Annotated in this window: 15 protein-coding genes; 5 read left to right on the forward strand and 10 right to left on the reverse strand. The window is 50.1% G+C overall.

Annotated elements, in window-relative coordinates; all coding sequences use genetic code 11:
• Positions 1 to 17: 17 nt before the first annotated feature.
• The 10 genes from mltB to H5336_RS07885 form a co-directional block, all read right to left on the reverse strand.
• Positions 18 to 1,010 (reverse strand): lytic murein transglycosylase B, encoded by a 993-nt coding sequence (mltB, locus tag H5336_RS07840; protein ID WP_185233050.1) that lies wholly within the window; start codon positions 1,008 to 1,010, stop codon positions 18 to 20.
• Positions 1,010 to 2,158, reverse strand: coding sequence for a rod shape-determining protein RodA (rodA, locus tag H5336_RS07845; protein ID WP_185233052.1), 1,149 nt, complete (start codon positions 2,156 to 2,158; stop codon positions 1,010 to 1,012). Before rodA ends, mltB begins: the two co-directional genes overlap by 1 nt.
• Positions 2,155 to 4,038, reverse strand: a complete 1,884-nt coding sequence (gene mrdA / locus H5336_RS07850) for a penicillin-binding protein 2 (RefSeq protein ID WP_185233054.1) — start codon at positions 4,036 to 4,038, stop codon at positions 2,155 to 2,157. The genes rodA and mrdA overlap by 4 nt, the downstream gene beginning before the upstream one ends.
• Before the next feature lie 9 nt (positions 4,039 to 4,047).
• Positions 4,048 to 4,524 (reverse strand): 23S rRNA (pseudouridine(1915)-N(3))-methyltransferase RlmH, encoded by a 477-nt coding sequence (gene rlmH / locus H5336_RS07855; protein ID WP_185233056.1) that lies wholly within the window; start codon positions 4,522 to 4,524, stop codon positions 4,048 to 4,050.
• A 15-nt stretch (positions 4,525 to 4,539) separates the two neighbouring features.
• Complete coding sequence (gene rsfS, locus H5336_RS07860) at positions 4,540 to 4,884, reverse strand: ribosome silencing factor (RefSeq protein WP_185233058.1); 345 nt, start codon at positions 4,882 to 4,884, stop codon at positions 4,540 to 4,542.
• A gap of 72 nt (positions 4,885 to 4,956) precedes the next feature.
• Positions 4,957 to 5,604 carry a nicotinate-nucleotide adenylyltransferase gene (nadD, locus tag H5336_RS07865; protein WP_185233060.1) on the reverse strand — a complete coding sequence of 216 codons (648 nt, stop codon included), beginning with the start codon at positions 5,602 to 5,604 and terminating at the stop codon, positions 4,957 to 4,959.
• On the reverse strand, positions 5,585 to 6,841 hold the full coding sequence (locus tag H5336_RS07870) for a glutamate-5-semialdehyde dehydrogenase (protein ID WP_185233062.1): 1,257 nt from the start codon (positions 6,839 to 6,841) through the stop codon (positions 5,585 to 5,587). Before H5336_RS07870 ends, nadD begins: the two co-directional genes overlap by 20 nt.
• 256 nt (positions 6,842 to 7,097) lie before the next feature.
• Positions 7,098 to 8,054 (reverse strand): alpha-L-glutamate ligase-like protein, encoded by a 957-nt coding sequence (locus H5336_RS07875; RefSeq protein WP_185233064.1) that lies wholly within the window; start codon positions 8,052 to 8,054, stop codon positions 7,098 to 7,100.
• A gap of 3 nt (positions 8,055 to 8,057) precedes the next feature.
• Positions 8,058 to 9,569, reverse strand: a complete 1,512-nt coding sequence (locus tag H5336_RS07880) for an inactive transglutaminase family protein (RefSeq protein ID WP_185233066.1) — start codon at positions 9,567 to 9,569, stop codon at positions 8,058 to 8,060.
• Positions 9,570 to 9,583: 14 nt separating this feature from the next.
• Positions 9,584 to 10,339, reverse strand: coding sequence for an ATP-dependent zinc protease family protein (locus H5336_RS07885; protein ID WP_185233068.1), 756 nt, complete (start codon positions 10,337 to 10,339; stop codon positions 9,584 to 9,586).
• A gap of 200 nt (positions 10,340 to 10,539) precedes the next feature.
• On the opposite strand from H5336_RS07885, the gene H5336_RS07890 reads away from it, so the two are divergent.
• From H5336_RS07890 to H5336_RS07910, 5 genes are all read left to right on the forward strand, one after another.
• Positions 10,540 to 11,220 (forward strand): HAD family hydrolase, encoded by a 681-nt coding sequence (locus H5336_RS07890; RefSeq protein ID WP_185233070.1) that lies wholly within the window; start codon positions 10,540 to 10,542, stop codon positions 11,218 to 11,220.
• A gap of 105 nt (positions 11,221 to 11,325) precedes the next feature.
• Positions 11,326 to 11,904, forward strand: coding sequence for a glycine zipper 2TM domain-containing protein (locus H5336_RS07895; protein ID WP_185233072.1), 579 nt, complete (start codon positions 11,326 to 11,328; stop codon positions 11,902 to 11,904).
• Complete coding sequence (locus tag H5336_RS07900; RefSeq protein WP_246439054.1) at positions 11,904 to 12,320, forward strand: PepSY domain-containing protein; 417 nt, start codon at positions 11,904 to 11,906, stop codon at positions 12,318 to 12,320. Before H5336_RS07895 ends, H5336_RS07900 begins: the two co-directional genes overlap by 1 nt.
• A 42-nt stretch (positions 12,321 to 12,362) precedes the next feature.
• Positions 12,363 to 13,043 carry a response regulator transcription factor gene (locus H5336_RS07905; protein ID WP_185233074.1) on the forward strand — a complete coding sequence of 227 codons (681 nt, stop codon included), beginning with the start codon at positions 12,363 to 12,365 and terminating at the stop codon, positions 13,041 to 13,043.
• A 7-nt stretch (positions 13,044 to 13,050) separates the two neighbouring features.
• Positions 13,051 to 14,415, forward strand: coding sequence for an ATP-binding protein (locus tag H5336_RS07910; RefSeq protein WP_185233076.1), 1,365 nt, complete (start codon positions 13,051 to 13,053; stop codon positions 14,413 to 14,415).

A 14,415-nucleotide genomic window follows, 5' to 3' on the forward strand; every position in this document is an offset into this window, starting at 1 on the left:
CTTACTGCTACCCATCTTTAGTGGTGCAATTGTTTCTCAAAGCTAAAACGCAACTCCTCACTGAGCTGCCAAACAGCCATGGCATATAACCGGCTGCGATTATAGCGGGTTATTACGTAAAAGTTATCAAAACCCAACCAAAATTCCTTTCCGTATTTGCCCTCGTACATTAGAGGTACGACCTTTTCGTTACCGCTGAGTTCCGTGTTCACCGGTGTAAAACCAAAGCCCACTACTTCATCAAGGGTATAATGGGGTCGTATTTTTTCATTGAGCGTAGACTTATCGTAGTTATCACTAATATGGGCACGGCTAAACACCACCTCACCCTTTTCCCAGCGATGCTGTTTAAAGTAATTCGCAACACTGCCAATAGCATCAACAGGATTGTTCCAAATATCGGCGATGCCGTCACCATCAAAATCGATAGCATAGGCACGATAACTGCTGGGAATAAATTGGCCGTAACCCATCGCCCCCGCATAGGAGCCCTTAAGCGTTAAAGGGTCCTGATTTTGCTCACGCGCCAGCAACAAGAACTGCTCTAACTCTTTGGCAAAAAACTTTGATCTCGGTTCATAGTCAAAACCCAAGGTTGCCAAAGCATCAATCACTCGATACTTACCGGTATTACGCCCATACCGGGTTTCTACGCCAATAATGGACACAATGATTTGCTCGTCCACACCCAGCTCAGCCGAAGCTCGCCGCAGGGTTTCTTTATTTTCATTCCAAAATAAAACACCCTGATCGATACGCTTTTGCCCGAGAAAGATATTTCGGTAACTCTTCCAGGTCATGGTTTTTTCAGCAGGGCGCGAAATGGCATCCAGAATAGACTGCTTCTTTTCTGCAGCTGTCAGCCAGCCCGTAACTTGCGCTTCGTCGAACCCGTGAACCGTTACCATTTTATCGATAAACGCAGGCGCACTTTTATGACCGGCATAATCGGCCGACACGACAACAGAGGCAAAAGCCATTAATAGAACAACAACTAAACGATTCAGCATCAGGAAACACGTTTCTTTTCTGTGGCTATAGCCATTAATAATCCGAACCCGGTCAACATGGTAACAATAGACGTTCCGCCAAGGCTCACCAACGGCAAAGGTACACCTACGACCGGCAGCATGCCAGCCACCATGCCGATATTTACGAACACATAGACAAAAAATGTCAGCGTAACGCTCCCCGCTAATAGCCGACCAAACATACTTTGGGCATTTAAAGCGATAAATAATCCGCGGGCAATGACCAACAGGTACAAAGCGATTAGAACTAAAACACCAATCAAACCAAATTCCTCGGCCATAACCGCGATAATAAAATCTGTGTGGCTCTCGGGCAGAAAGTCCAATTGCGACTGGGTACCATTAAAAAGCCCCTTGCCCTGTAACCCACCTGAGCCAATAGCGGTTTTTGACTGAATAATATTCCAACCCGCACCTAGCTTGTCGGCTTCGGGGTCGAGCAGGGTCAACACCCGCTGCTTCTGGTAGTCCTTCATTACCCAATGCCACATGGGCCAGATACTGGCGGCCAATACGACAATACTGCCAATAATGTATCGCCATGGTAAGCCTGCAAGAAAAAGCACAATAATACCCGAAGCAGAAATGAGAATTGCAGTACCCAGATCCGGCTGCTTAAAAATTAAAATAGCAGGCACGACAATAATGAACAGACAAACAAAAATATGCTTAAACTGCGGCGGCAGTGCACGTGAAGAAAAATACGCAGCCGTGGCAATAGGCACCGCCAACTTCATAACCTCCGACGGCTGAAAACGCATAAAACCCAAACTGAGCCAACGCTGCGCGCCCTTTGCGCCTACCCCCCAAAAGAACACCAGAACCAACAACACAATGCCACCAAGGTAAAACCAGGGCGCCCAACGCCGCACCATTTCTATATCGAGCTGGGCGGTAATAAACATGGCCACATACGCAATGATAAAAAAGATCAATTGACGACGAACTAAAATTTCTTGCTGTCCACTCGCACTATAGAGAACCACCACGCCGTAGCAGGTTAATAACAGTAGGAGCAGCAACAAAATCGGGTCGATATGCAGGCGTTTCCACATGCCCGCAGCACGAGCAAAATCTTGATTGGAATCTGGCAGGCGCCGGACAAAATCCTGACTGGCTAATTTCATCGATTCACCTGCCCTACATTTTGCTCCAAAGGATATTGCTTAAAATAGGCATCAAAAAGTTTTCTCGCCATAGGTGCAGCGGCGCTGGAGCCATGCTCGCCATTTTCGACAATAATAGCCGTGGCTATTTGAGGGTTTTCTATAGGCGCGAAGCCTATGTAGAGCGCATGATCCCAATTGCGTTCATTAATTTTATTCGCATCGTATTCTTCGTCCTGCGCGATACCCACTTTTTGCGCTGTACCGGTTTTACCTCCCATACGATACTCAGTGCCTACGCCAATTCGATGGGCTGTTCCGCGCCGGCTATGCACTACGCCTTCCATTGCTTTCAAGACGAAATCCCAATAGAGGTCATCGACATCAACTTTATCAACAACGACTTTTTTTGTGTCTTTATCACCTATACGCTTAACCAACCGTGGCTTTATATGCTGCCCCCTAGACGCTAGCGTAGAAGTCATTACCGCCAATTGCAGCGGTGTGGTTAATACATCGCCTTGGCCAATACTCACATTAAGACTATCGCCGGGAAACCAGTGCATACCCCGAGTGGCCTTTTTCCAATCCCGTGAAGGCCACAAACCCGGGCGCTCACTGGGCACTTCAATTCCCGTACGCTTACCAAGGCCAAATTGTTTGCCGAAGCTGTGCATCCGATCAACACCCATACGAAATGCCATGTCATAGAAAAAAGTATCACAGGATTCAACTATGGCCTGGTTTAAATTGACGCTTTTTCCGTGCCCCCCCTTTTTCCAGTCACGGTAAAAACGCTCGTCGTTTTCCAGCTGATAGTAACCAGGATCTGAAATATGGGTTCCAAAATTCACAACCTGATGATGCAAAGCACCAAGGCCCAACATAGGCTTAATAGTGGAGCCCGGCGGATACTGCCCCTGAATCGTACGATTAAAAAGAGGCAGGTCACGCGATTCATTCAACAACTTATAATCAGCAAAACTAATACCCGTAACGAATAAATTGGGATCGTAGGTGGGCGCACTCACCATGGCCAGCACCCCCCCGGTCTGCACATCTATCGCAACAACCGCGCCTCTGCGGCCGTCAAGCGCGCGCTTGGCAACAGTCTGTAAGCCCGAATTCAAAAAGAGCTGTAAATCTTTGCCCGGTGCTGGGTCTACGGAATCCAGTTTACGTAATACCCGGCCGTGAGCATTGGTTTCAATATTTTCACTGCCCACCTTGCCCAGCAAGGCACGCTCGTAATATTTTTCCAAACCAATTTTGCCAATACTGTGAGTACCGCTGTAGCGCTGATAGGTTTCTTCATTAAAACCACCCAGCTCTCTTTCGTTAATTCGCCCCACATAGCCCACCGTATGTGCAAATAGACTACCTTTCGGATATAGACGTGTTAATTGCGCTTCAATTTCTACGCCCTCTAGGCGAAATTCATTGACGGCAATTCGGGAGATTTCGTCTTCATTCAAACGGTAGCGCAAAGGCACCGCTTCAAAAGGCCGCCGGCGCTGCGCCAATAACTTATAGAAGTTTTCACGGTGACGATCTTCAACCTGAATGATATCGGCCAACTGCTCGATAGTAGCTTCTAGGTTTTTTGTGCGTTCTTTCACGATCGACAGCGAAAATGTCGGCCGATTATCGGCCAACAACTCCCCGTTGGTATCGAAAATTAAACCGCGATTGGGGGGGATGGGACGAACATGGATGCGATTACTGTCGGAACGCGTGACGTAATGATTGTAATCGATCACCTGTAATGTGTAGTAGCGCGCTATCAGTATGCCGAAAAGAGCAAGTACCATAATGAACGCAATCGCCAAACGAAAACCAAAAACCCTGGCTTCATGATGGTGATCTTTGAAGTGGTGCAGTTCTTTTTCTGCCCAGATCATGTGCTCGCCCTATTTATGGTACGGATGGTTTTGCAGAATGGTCCAGGCACGATACAACTGCTCCATGATCAAAACACGCACCAGTGGATGTGGCATGGTAAGGCCCGATAGCGACCACTTTTCATTTGCCTTTTGCAAGACACGCTGCGAAAGCCCGTCTGGCCCCCCAATGATTAAACAGGGCGTTATAGCCTCCATTTGCCAGGAGGCCATTTTTTCAGCCAGCTTCTCGGTCGTTAGGCTCTTACCCAGAACATCCAATGCAATAATGCACTTATGCCCCGGCAAGCTCTCCAGCGACGATAAAATTTGCTCTGCTTCGGCTTCCTTTGTTGCCAGGGTATTCGTATTTTTAGAACGATTTGCCAGAGGAAGTTCCACAAGCCGAGTTTCTAACTCGCGCGGCATACGCTTCGCGTATTCCTGATACCCCTGCTGAACCCAACCGGGCATCTTACTACCAACCGTCAGCAGGTTAATTTTCATAGCAGCGGAGAATGGTTATTCAGGTTGATGACGAGAAGCAGGCTCTGTAGACCAGAGTTTTTCCAGCTCGTAGAAGGAGCGTGTGGTGGCGAGCATAACGTGTACGACCATATCGCCAAAGTCCACTAACACCCACTCGCCCTCTTCCATGCCTTCCAGCCCTATCGGGCGAAAACCTTTTTCTTTAGCATCGGCCACAACATTGTTGGCTAGAGATTTTACGTGACGGCTGGAGGTACCGGTGGCGATCACAAAGGTATCCATAACGTTACTGAGGGTTGTAACGTCGAGACTTTGGATCTGCTGCCCTTTAAGATCTTCAAGGGCGTTTACAACAATATCGGATAATTCAGATTGCATTCAATTTCCTAAACGAGTTCCTGGAACAATTTCTTAATAAATTTTTACGCGGCGCCACTAATAATGGGGCCACTAACAATTCTGGTAAAGCTTATGCTGACGAATATACTGCTCCACAGCCTCCGGCAACAGTGGCGATGACACCCCAGTTGCGCTTAGTGCACGCAATTGGGTGGCTGAAACATCGCAGGGTGTTGTTTGCAGTAACGCCACACCCCCACAGGGTTTTGCAGCCAACTGTTCGGCCGAACAGCGACGCCCCTGCAACCAATGCTCAACATCTTTCGGCAAGGCCGAATAACCGGGCCTGCGCCAAACGGCAAAATGGGTCAGTGCGGCCAATGCCTGCCAGTCATACCAGCTGGGCAGTGTTTGTAGCGAATCCCATCCCATCAAAAAAACCAAACCACGCTCGGCGCCAATCTCTTCGCGATAACGCCGCAAGGTATCGACAGTATAGGAAGGTTTAGACTGCTCCAACTCCCAACGATCAATACTAAACCCAGGATAATCTGCCAAGGCTAGCTCTAGCATTGCCACCCGCTCACTCGGTTTGGTTTTTAGCGCATCCTTGTGTGGCGGAATATGGCAGGGAATCAAACGAATGTCACGTGTGGACAGTTGCTCGGCTGCCTCTCGGGCGGCTTCTAAGTGCCCTCGATGAACGGGGTCAAAGCTGCCACCAAAGAGAACAACGGGTTCAATTAAGCGTTTCACCATCGCCCAAAACAATCCACTTCTGCGAGGTTAAACCCTCTAAACCCACAGGGCCTCTCGCATGAATTTTGTCGGTGGAAATACCAATTTCAGCCCCTAAGCCATACTGGAAGCCATCGGCAAACCGCGTTGAGGCGTTCACCATAACAGAGCTGGAATCCACCCGGGTAAGGAAAGCCCTGGCCTTGGTGTAATTTTCTGTAACAATACTTTCGGTGTGCGCTGAACTGTAATCGGCAATATGATCGATAGCTTCGTCCATACCACTGACCATACGAATTGCTAGAACTGGCGCAAGATATTCCGTCGCCCAGTCTTCCTCGGTAGCAGGCTTTGCCTCACCAATAATCGCCAAGGTTTTTGTGCAGCCACGCAGCTCTACACCTTTATCAGCATAGGCCTTTGCCAGCCGAGGTAATATTTGCTCGGCAACAGACTCGGCCACCAGCAAGGTTTCCATAGCGTTACAGACGCCATAGCGGTGAGTTTTGCTGTTAAGCGCGATATCGAAAGCTTTGTTTAAATCCGCTTGATCATCGATGTACACATGGCATATACCATCGAGATGTTTAATGACACTCACTTTCGCGTCTTTACTGATGCGCTCAATCAAGCTCTTGCCACCGCGAGGAACAATAACGTCTACGTACTCCGGCATCGTAATTAACTCGCCTACCGCGGCGCGATCTGTGGTTTCGACAACCTGGACAGCCGCTTCGGGTAAACCCACTTTTTTCAGGCCCGCACCTATACACTTGGCAATGGCTTGGTTGGAGTGGATAGCCTCACTACCACCACGCAAAATGGTCGCATTACCGGATTTTAGGCACAAACTGGCCGCATCGGCGGTAACGTTGGGGCGCGATTCATAAATAATGCCCACTACACCAAGCGGAACACGCATTTTGCCCACTTGAATGCCCGAAGGCCGGCGCTTGAGATCGGTGATTTCGCCACAGGGATCAGCCAACGCGGCTACCTGACGCAACCCTTCAATCATGCCGTCGATACGCGCAGGCGTTAACTCCAGGCGGTCGAGTAATGCGGCGTCGAGCCCTTTATTACGACCATTCTCCAGATCGCGGGCGTTTTCTGCGGCTATGCTTTCACGGGCGGCGTCTAGCGCTTCGGCAATGGCAATCAGCGCTGCGTTTTTATCGCCGGCGCTGACAGCCATCATCGCGCGAGAAGCCGCACGCGCGTTTTGACCCAGCCCTTGCATGTAGTCTTTTACACTCATGTTTCAATCATCAAAAATTATGGCTAAAGCGCGCATTATACGGGAATTAGGAATGAAATTATGTCATCAGCGATGATTCTGATTTTAATAACGGTGGTATCGGCAGCAATTTGCTATTCAATCGCTAGAAAAAGGCGCGCGAATGTCGCCTTTTGGGTAGTGATGGCGTCGATATTTGGCCCATTCGCAATCCCTTTTGTATGTCTATCGAGGGCGCGAAAACTACAGGGCTAAATAGCACAATAAGGCGGTAAAGTTAGGCGGCAAAATGGTTGTAGGCATAGGCCACTCGATCCGGTACCGACAGTCGCTCGGGTCGCGACAACGCTTCCACCGCTTTCAGCCGTGGCAACAACCCTTTACCGTTTGCAATTTGAATGGAAAGGCCCGGCCGGGCATTCAGCTCAAGTAACGCCGGGCCAATATTTTTATCCAGCACCAAATCCACCCCTAAATACCCCAAACCGGTCATATCGGCACAGGCACAACCCAGCTCCAGTAGCGCCTGCCAATGAGGTATTTGTAATTCGGCTAGCGAAAGACCCGTATCGGGGTGATTCTCAATGCGGCGGTCGTCTTGCACCGCATGCACCGCTCGCCCAGTGGCAATATCGATACCCACACCAACAGCCCCCTGATGCAAATTTGCTTTGCCCTGAGAAGCGGCGCAAGCAAGGCGCATCATCGCCATAATCGGAATACCGCGAAAAACGATTAGGCGTAAATCTGGCACACCCTCGTGGGAATAACGGGCTATATTCTCGTCACCTTCAATCAGCGCTTCAACGACAGCAACATCCACCGTTCCGCCAAGCGAAAACAAGCCCGCCAGTATATTGGACACATGGCGTTTGATCTCATCAAGGCTAATGACCTGGCCATTACTACGACAATACTGACCTTGGTGACATTGCTGAATCACCAGAATACCCTTACCTCCCGAACCCTTGGCCGGTTTTATGCAAAACCCATCGCGCCCAAGCAAGCGCTGCTCAAGAAAATTTACATCGTGCTGATTGTCGATAACGGAGATCAACTCGGGCACCACAACATCGTACTCAAGTGCAAGCTGTTTGGTTTTGAGCTTATTATCGACCAGCGGAAAATGCTGGCGGGGATTGTAGCGAGAGATGTAGGCAATATTACGCCGATTCATCCCCAGCACCCCGCGTGCGCGCAGAGCTGAAAGGTTGGCGAGCGAAAATCCAAACATAGGCTAGTCCGACAACACGCGGAATCGACGTAATTCCAGCAAACGATAGCCCGTGTAACTGCCCAGTAAAATCACCAGCGCCATCGACACCAACTGCAAGCCAATAAAATTAAACGTGAGATGACGCACGATATCATTAATCATCACCCCATAGGCCGCCAGCGCTACAAGTAAAGAACCACCGGCTTGTACCAGCACCTCCTTGGAGCCTTCCTCCTCCCAGAGAATGGACATACGCTCAATCGTCCAGCTGAGAATAATCATAGGGAAGAAGGTAATCTTGAGGCCCTCACTCAAACCCAACTGAAACGACAGCAGAGCAAACACCGCGATAATTGAAATAACCGTGATAATCACAGCCGAAATTCTCGCAACCAACAATAAGTTCAAATGGGAAAAATAGCTGCGAATGATCAAACCAAAACCAACAATCAATATAAAACCAATAATACCGGTAAGCAGGCTGGTTTGAATAAAGGAGATCGCGATAAGTACCGGCATAAAGGTACCCGTGGTGCGCAGGCCAATTAGCACACGCATAAACACCACCACCAGCACCCCCACTGGAATCAACAGAATACCTTTAAACATCGTCTGCTCTTCCACCGGCAGACTGTGAATAGAAAAGTCGAGGAAGGCGACACCGTTGGCCTTAACCTGCTTCAGCACACGCGCCATCGGTACTTCTTGTTCTATCACCGAAAACATTACCCTCGACTGCGAGCCGCCGACTATATCCAGTAGTGAACCCGACTGATACTCCCACAGCAGCCGGTTACGACTACTCCCCTGACGCCCCGTTAAAGGGTTAAATAGCTGGTAGTCATCGCCATCAAACACTTGTATATAGGTATTCAGTTGCTGCCGACGGCGCCCATCCTCCAACGCCAAGGTCAACACCTCCTGCGCTGGTACTCCAGCATGCTGGAGTAGTTGCACCATCCACAGGCTAAGTGGCTTTTTTTGTGCCAAAAATTGGGCGCTCTGAGCTTGGTTGCCAAATTCGGTGATCAGTTCGCGTGCGAGGGTAAAATTATCGGCCGAACGCTCCAGCGCATTGGTCAGCAACTGTAACGCCGAGGTTTCATGGGGGCCCGCTCCTGGCAAGGCTCGGGTTTCCGCCGGGGAAGGTGGGCGACCGGGTACCTCTAGGTCGGGGTTCACCTGCATGTCTACCCGGTAATAAAGCGATTGAGCACCCCAAGCACTGCGAATACTCCATTGCGCGCGACGCTCACCATCATTTTCTAGGTACGCCAACCCATAACCAGGGCTGGCGGTATGCTCACCAATACGCTCGAAGCCCGTCTGACTGGCCGGTATCGCGAGTGAAGCTTTTACCGGTTCACCGTTGGCGAGAAACTCAACCTTCGCCTCAATTGACCACACCTGGCGTTTTTCACCCGGCAGGAATGGCACATCAAAAACCTGATGGCGATACCATGTAAGAAGACTGCCGGCCAACAGTAGCAGGCCCACAATAACGAAGAGTGACGCGCGTGATCGATTTACCATGATTTAAGAGTATGTCAGGGGCTGGCCAGCTCGACCTTTGGCTGGGTAAATTTCTGGGAAACATCCACAACCGCAATGTCTTGTAAAAAACTGCGCCCCAGCAAGATGGGGTAGATCATACTATCGCGATCGGAAAGGTTGAATTCAACATCCTCAATGATGTCACCAATGCGTACCATCAAACGCACAACGGGGCGCTTCTCTACCTCACCATCGTTGGTCTGACGAATTTTCTTAATGCGCACCAGCGGCGACTCAAATAAGCGATCTTCACCCACGGTAGGAATTTGGAATCGTACCCACTTACTTCCGTTGCGCTCAAACGGTTGAATATCGGCCGCATACAGTAAAGAAGATGCGGCTCCGGTATCAATACGAGCTTTGAATCGCTGATTGGCGATATCCAGCCAGGCCCACTCAACCCGGCCAATCACCAATTTATTATCGGCGCCTAGCGCCAGAGCGGGGACTGGTAGTTCCACTATTGGCGACTCGCGGGTTTCCAGAGGTTCAGCCCCAAGATCTTTACGGGTAACAATTGAGTGCATATCCGCCACCTGTGTTTGCAGGCTTTGCATTTGCTCCGACATTAACCGCTGCGCTTGAACCAAACTTTGCAGTTGCTGACCCTGTTCATCCAGCAGCAACTGCTGCTGTTCCAGAATATCCTGCTGAGCAATGGTTGTTTCGTCTTTCTGTTGGGACAGGGCACACCCCCCCAGCAGCTGGGCCACGGCCATTAAAACTGTCAGTTGAGCAATACGGTTCATGGATTGTCGATAACTCTTTGGGCAACTCTTGGCTAAACTCTTGGCTAAACTCACGGAATTTCTCATCATCCGCTTTTTGTAAACTAGCATTTGCTACAATCGCGGGATTTAGGCTCTAACGCGAGGGCATGACATCTTAGCAGCGATTTTTATTGCTTCTGAGATAAATCCCTCACACCGAAACATTTCAGGAGTAAGATTTGAGTTTTTCTGCCATTATTTTTGATCACGACGGCACGCTAGTAGACTCGGAAGGTATTCACTACAATATCTGGCGAGAACTACTGAGCACCGACTTTGGTATCAAGTTCAGTAAACAGGAATACCTGAATCACCATTGCGGCGTACCCACTTTACAAAACGCCGAGACAATCGTACAGCAATACGCGCTGGACTTGAATGCACAGCAACTTTACCAGCGAAACACCCAAGCCATGCATGCCTGGCTGAGCGAAAACTCATTCCCCCTATTCGCAACCGCGAAACCGGCACTAGACCAATGCCGCAATGCCGGGCTAAAAATTGGCCTTGCCACCGGCGCCAGCGATACCGAAGCCAATGCCACCCTCAAAGGCCACAAACTAGCCGAATATTTCACCGCCGTTACCACCAAAGACGACGTCGAACACACCAAACCGGCACCCGAGACCTACCTACTTACCGCCCACAAACTCGGCGTGGAACCTCAAGTCTGCATTGCCATAGAAGACAGCAGCACAGGTATTGCCTCGGCTAAGGCTGCGGGCATGGTCTGTATCGCCGTCTCGAACGATTACTCCATATCACAGGATGTATCGCTCGCCGACCATCAAGTAGACGACCTACAGCAGGCGGTAAATTTGGTGTTAACACAATACTGCAACATCCAAGCAAACCTTTAATTTCAAGCCTAATCGATCAAGGAGCAGTATTCAGCATCAGTTCAGCCTGTCGAGCGTAACCTGAATTCAGACCTAAAAAAGGGCCGCTTACAGAGGAGAACGACAATGAAACGACTGAATCTGGCTTTGACAGTTACGGTATTATGCGTCGCCTTTATCAGCCCTCTAGCGCTGGCCCGCGGCCATGATAACCACAAACGCGTTGCCTACGCACGGGTGATTAGCGTCGATCCCATCATCAAAACCGTACAGCGCCGCACTCCCGTCGAAAGCTGCTGGACTGAACAGGTTCGCGAAGAAACACCGGTATACCGACACGCAGGGGGTCACTCACCAAACACCGCCAGTACTCTGCTCGGTAGTGTCATCGGCGGCGCTATTGGTCATAGCGTAGGCGCTGGCAACGAGAACAAAAAAGTGGGCACGGTAGTGGGTGCATTACTGGGCGCCACTATTGGTCGCGATGTTGGCCGCAGGCAAAGCAACGAGCAATACTCTCACACCGAGGTCAACTACCGCGATGTGCGACGCTGTATAATTGAAGACAGGACCAACCTTGAAACTGTACCTGTGGGCTACAACGTCACCTATGCATACCGTGGCGAAACCTACACCACCCGCACACGGCAGCACCCAGGCAAGAAAATAAAAGTCGCCGTTCGCATTCGACCTCTGGAAGATTGATGATGTCGAGTGAATTGGCGTCTATGTTTGGCATACAATGGGGTCTCACTCACTTCAACATTAACGTTATGTCCACTCAAAGCCTAAAACAACTCAGTCGATATACCCTGCTGACGGGGCTACTGCTAAGTACATCCAGCGCTCTGGGCTATAGCCACAAGGACAGCTATTTCGTCAATAATGTCGCCGTAGAAGCCACTGACCAAAAGCCATTCGTCGCCAACCCCCGCTGGCAACTCGCCCAGACATCCATCAGTAAAAGCGAGGCGGCCTTTGCCGCAAAACAACGCTATGGCGGTAAAATATTGAGCGTGAACAAAAGTGATAACGTCTATCGGGTCAAGCTACTACTGGATAGCGGTAAAGTAATTATCGTTGTCGTCGATGCCAACACAGGTAAAGTGCTCGGTCGATAGTCGTCGCACGAACAAAAAAAGTCGGAGTGAAAGGAACGCCCTATGAAAATGCTGATAGTTGAAGACGAAGACGCCATCCGCCAACAACTGGCCGATTACTTCAGCGCACAGAATTTTGTGATTGAAACCGCCGCCGACGGCGAAGATGGCTGCTATTTTGCTACCGAATACGACTTTGATCTGGCGGTCATTGATATCGGCCTACCCAAAATGGACGGCATAGAGATTATCAAGCGCCTCCGCGCAGCGGGCAAAAAATACCCGGTATTGGTTCTCACCGCTCGAGGTCACTGGCAAGACAAAGTCAAAGGGCTGGAAGCCGGTGCCGATGACTACCTCGTCAAACCCTTTCACACCGAAGAGTTGCGCGCACGAGCCAATGCCTTAATTCGCCGTTCAGGCGGCAGCGCCACACCACAGCTGAATTTTGGCCCCATCATTATTGACACCTCAACCAAGCAAGTGAGCGTTAATCAAAGTGTTATTGAACTCACCAGCTATGAATACAACACCCTCGAATATCTTGCACTACACCCCGGCCAACCCATATCAAAAACCGAGCTGACCGAGCACCTCTACCACCAAGATTTCGAGCGAGACAGCAATGTTATTGAAGTATTCATTGGTCGTCTGCGTAAAAAGCTAGATCCCGACAACCACCTTAAGCCTATCAGCACCGTTCGCGGCCAGGGCTACCGCTTCGCGCTGCAGCAAGGGAGTTAGCCACTGCATGCTACCCAGGCCTGCGTCCTTAGCGGCTCGATTAACGCTTTCCTCCGCCTTGGTGCTACCGCTGATACTCGTGTTCAGCGCGTTCTCCCTGGACCGCGCGTTCTACCACAGCCTTCTGGATGCTGAACAACAGACCCTGCAATCACAGCTGTATTTAATGATGGGCGCAGCGGAACCGGGCACACTTAAAGAAGATCCAGAACTGCAATTACCCGAAGCCCTGGCTGAACCGCGCTTTAACCGCCCGCTATCGGGCCTGTCTGGGGTTATCGTAAAGCCAGATGGCGAAAAAATGTGGCAGAGCATCTCCCACCCCACTCTCGATCAGCCGCCAGAAAAAATCCTGAAACAACCGTTTATCCCCGGTGGCGAACACTTCGTAGAAGTGGCCATTGCTGACAACCTTTATTTTTCTTTCAGCTTCGACTCTGTTTGGGAGGTAAAGGGAGAAGACAACCTATATCGCTTTGTCGTACTGCATAACCAGCGCTACTTAAAACATGCATTAAAAAGCTACCGGGAAGTACTCTGGCTATGGATTGGCGGTATCGCTATTTTATTTATTGCCGCGCTATTCTTTATTACCCGCTGGGGGCTCCGCCCACTGAACCGGTTGGCGCTCGAATTAAAGAAGTTTCAGCAGGGGCAAAATACCAGCCTTGAAGGCCAATACCCCAGTGAGATTGCCCCGGTTATCAGCAACCTGAACGAAGTGCTCGACAGCGAACAGGCCCAGCGCCAACGCTATAAAAACACCTTATCGGACCTTGCTCATAGCTTAAAAACACCGCTAGCTATCATACGCGCGGAACTCGAAACCCAAAACGACAGTCAGAGTAGCGCCATCGACGAACAAATTTCGCGGATGGCCGATATCATTCAGCACCAGTTGCAACGCGCCACCCTTAAAAGCACCACAAGTATGCGCGTAAAGACGCCTTTGGCCGAAACCGTTAAGCGCGTAACCAGCGCACTCGAAAAGGTGTATGGAGATAAAGCCTTTACGGTAGAGATTGCTATTGATGAAAGCCTGCAATTTCCCGGTGATGAAAGCGATGCCCTGGAGATTTTCGGCAACCTACTGGAGAATGCGTTTAAATACGGGCAAAACCAACTCCACGTTAACGCTAGCCAAACGCCAAAAGAACTAAGGGTTGTCATCGCCGACAACGGCCCAGGCATTCCAGAACACTTGAAAAAAACACTGCTTAACCGCGGCGCCCGCGCCGACACCAGCGTTCAAGGGCAAGGCATTGGCCTGGCAATAGTCGTCGACATGCTCAGCAGTTATTCTGCGCAATTAGACATTGGCGACAGCCCTCTCGGTGGCGCAGAATTTAAACTTACATTCCCAAAAATTTAA

It is taken from the genome of Teredinibacter franksiae, assembly GCF_014218805.1.
Lineage (GTDB): Bacteria > Pseudomonadota > Gammaproteobacteria > Pseudomonadales > Cellvibrionaceae > Teredinibacter > Teredinibacter franksiae.

Excerpts from the sequence above, each read along its gene's own strand:
- H5336_RS07900 (WP_246439054.1), top strand. The coding sequence starts at position 11,904 with ATGATGTCGAGTGAATTGGCGTCTATGTTTGGCATACAATGGGGTCTC.
- H5336_RS07870 (WP_185233062.1), bottom strand. The coding sequence starts at position 6,841 with ATGAGTGTAAAAGACTACATGCAAGGGCTGGGTCAAAACGCGCGTGCG.
- H5336_RS07905 (WP_185233074.1), top strand. The coding sequence starts at position 12,363 with ATGAAAATGCTGATAGTTGAAGACGAAGACGCCATCCGCCAACAACTG.
- H5336_RS07875 (WP_185233064.1), bottom strand. The coding sequence starts at position 8,054 with ATGTTTGGATTTTCGCTCGCCAACCTTTCAGCTCTGCGCGCACGCGGG.
- H5336_RS07895 (WP_185233072.1), top strand. The coding sequence starts at position 11,326 with ATGAAACGACTGAATCTGGCTTTGACAGTTACGGTATTATGCGTCGCC.
- nadD (WP_185233060.1), bottom strand. The coding sequence starts at position 5,604 with ATGGTGAAACGCTTAATTGAACCCGTTGTTCTCTTTGGTGGCAGCTTT.
- rodA (WP_185233052.1), bottom strand. The coding sequence starts at position 2,158 with ATGAAATTAGCCAGTCAGGATTTTGTCCGGCGCCTGCCAGATTCCAAT.
- mrdA (WP_185233054.1), bottom strand. The coding sequence starts at position 4,038 with ATGATCTGGGCAGAAAAAGAACTGCACCACTTCAAAGATCACCATCAT.
- rlmH (WP_185233056.1), bottom strand. The coding sequence starts at position 4,524 with ATGAAAATTAACCTGCTGACGGTTGGTAGTAAGATGCCCGGTTGGGTT.
- mltB (WP_185233050.1), bottom strand. The coding sequence starts at position 1,010 with ATGCTGAATCGTTTAGTTGTTGTTCTATTAATGGCTTTTGCCTCTGTT.
- H5336_RS07880 (WP_185233066.1), bottom strand. The coding sequence starts at position 9,569 with ATGGTAAATCGATCACGCGCGTCACTCTTCGTTATTGTGGGCCTGCTA.
- H5336_RS07910 (WP_185233076.1), top strand. The coding sequence starts at position 13,051 with ATGCTACCCAGGCCTGCGTCCTTAGCGGCTCGATTAACGCTTTCCTCC.
- rsfS (WP_185233058.1), bottom strand. The coding sequence starts at position 4,884 with ATGCAATCTGAATTATCCGATATTGTTGTAAACGCCCTTGAAGATCTT.
- H5336_RS07885 (WP_185233068.1), bottom strand. The coding sequence starts at position 10,339 with ATGAACCGTATTGCTCAACTGACAGTTTTAATGGCCGTGGCCCAGCTG.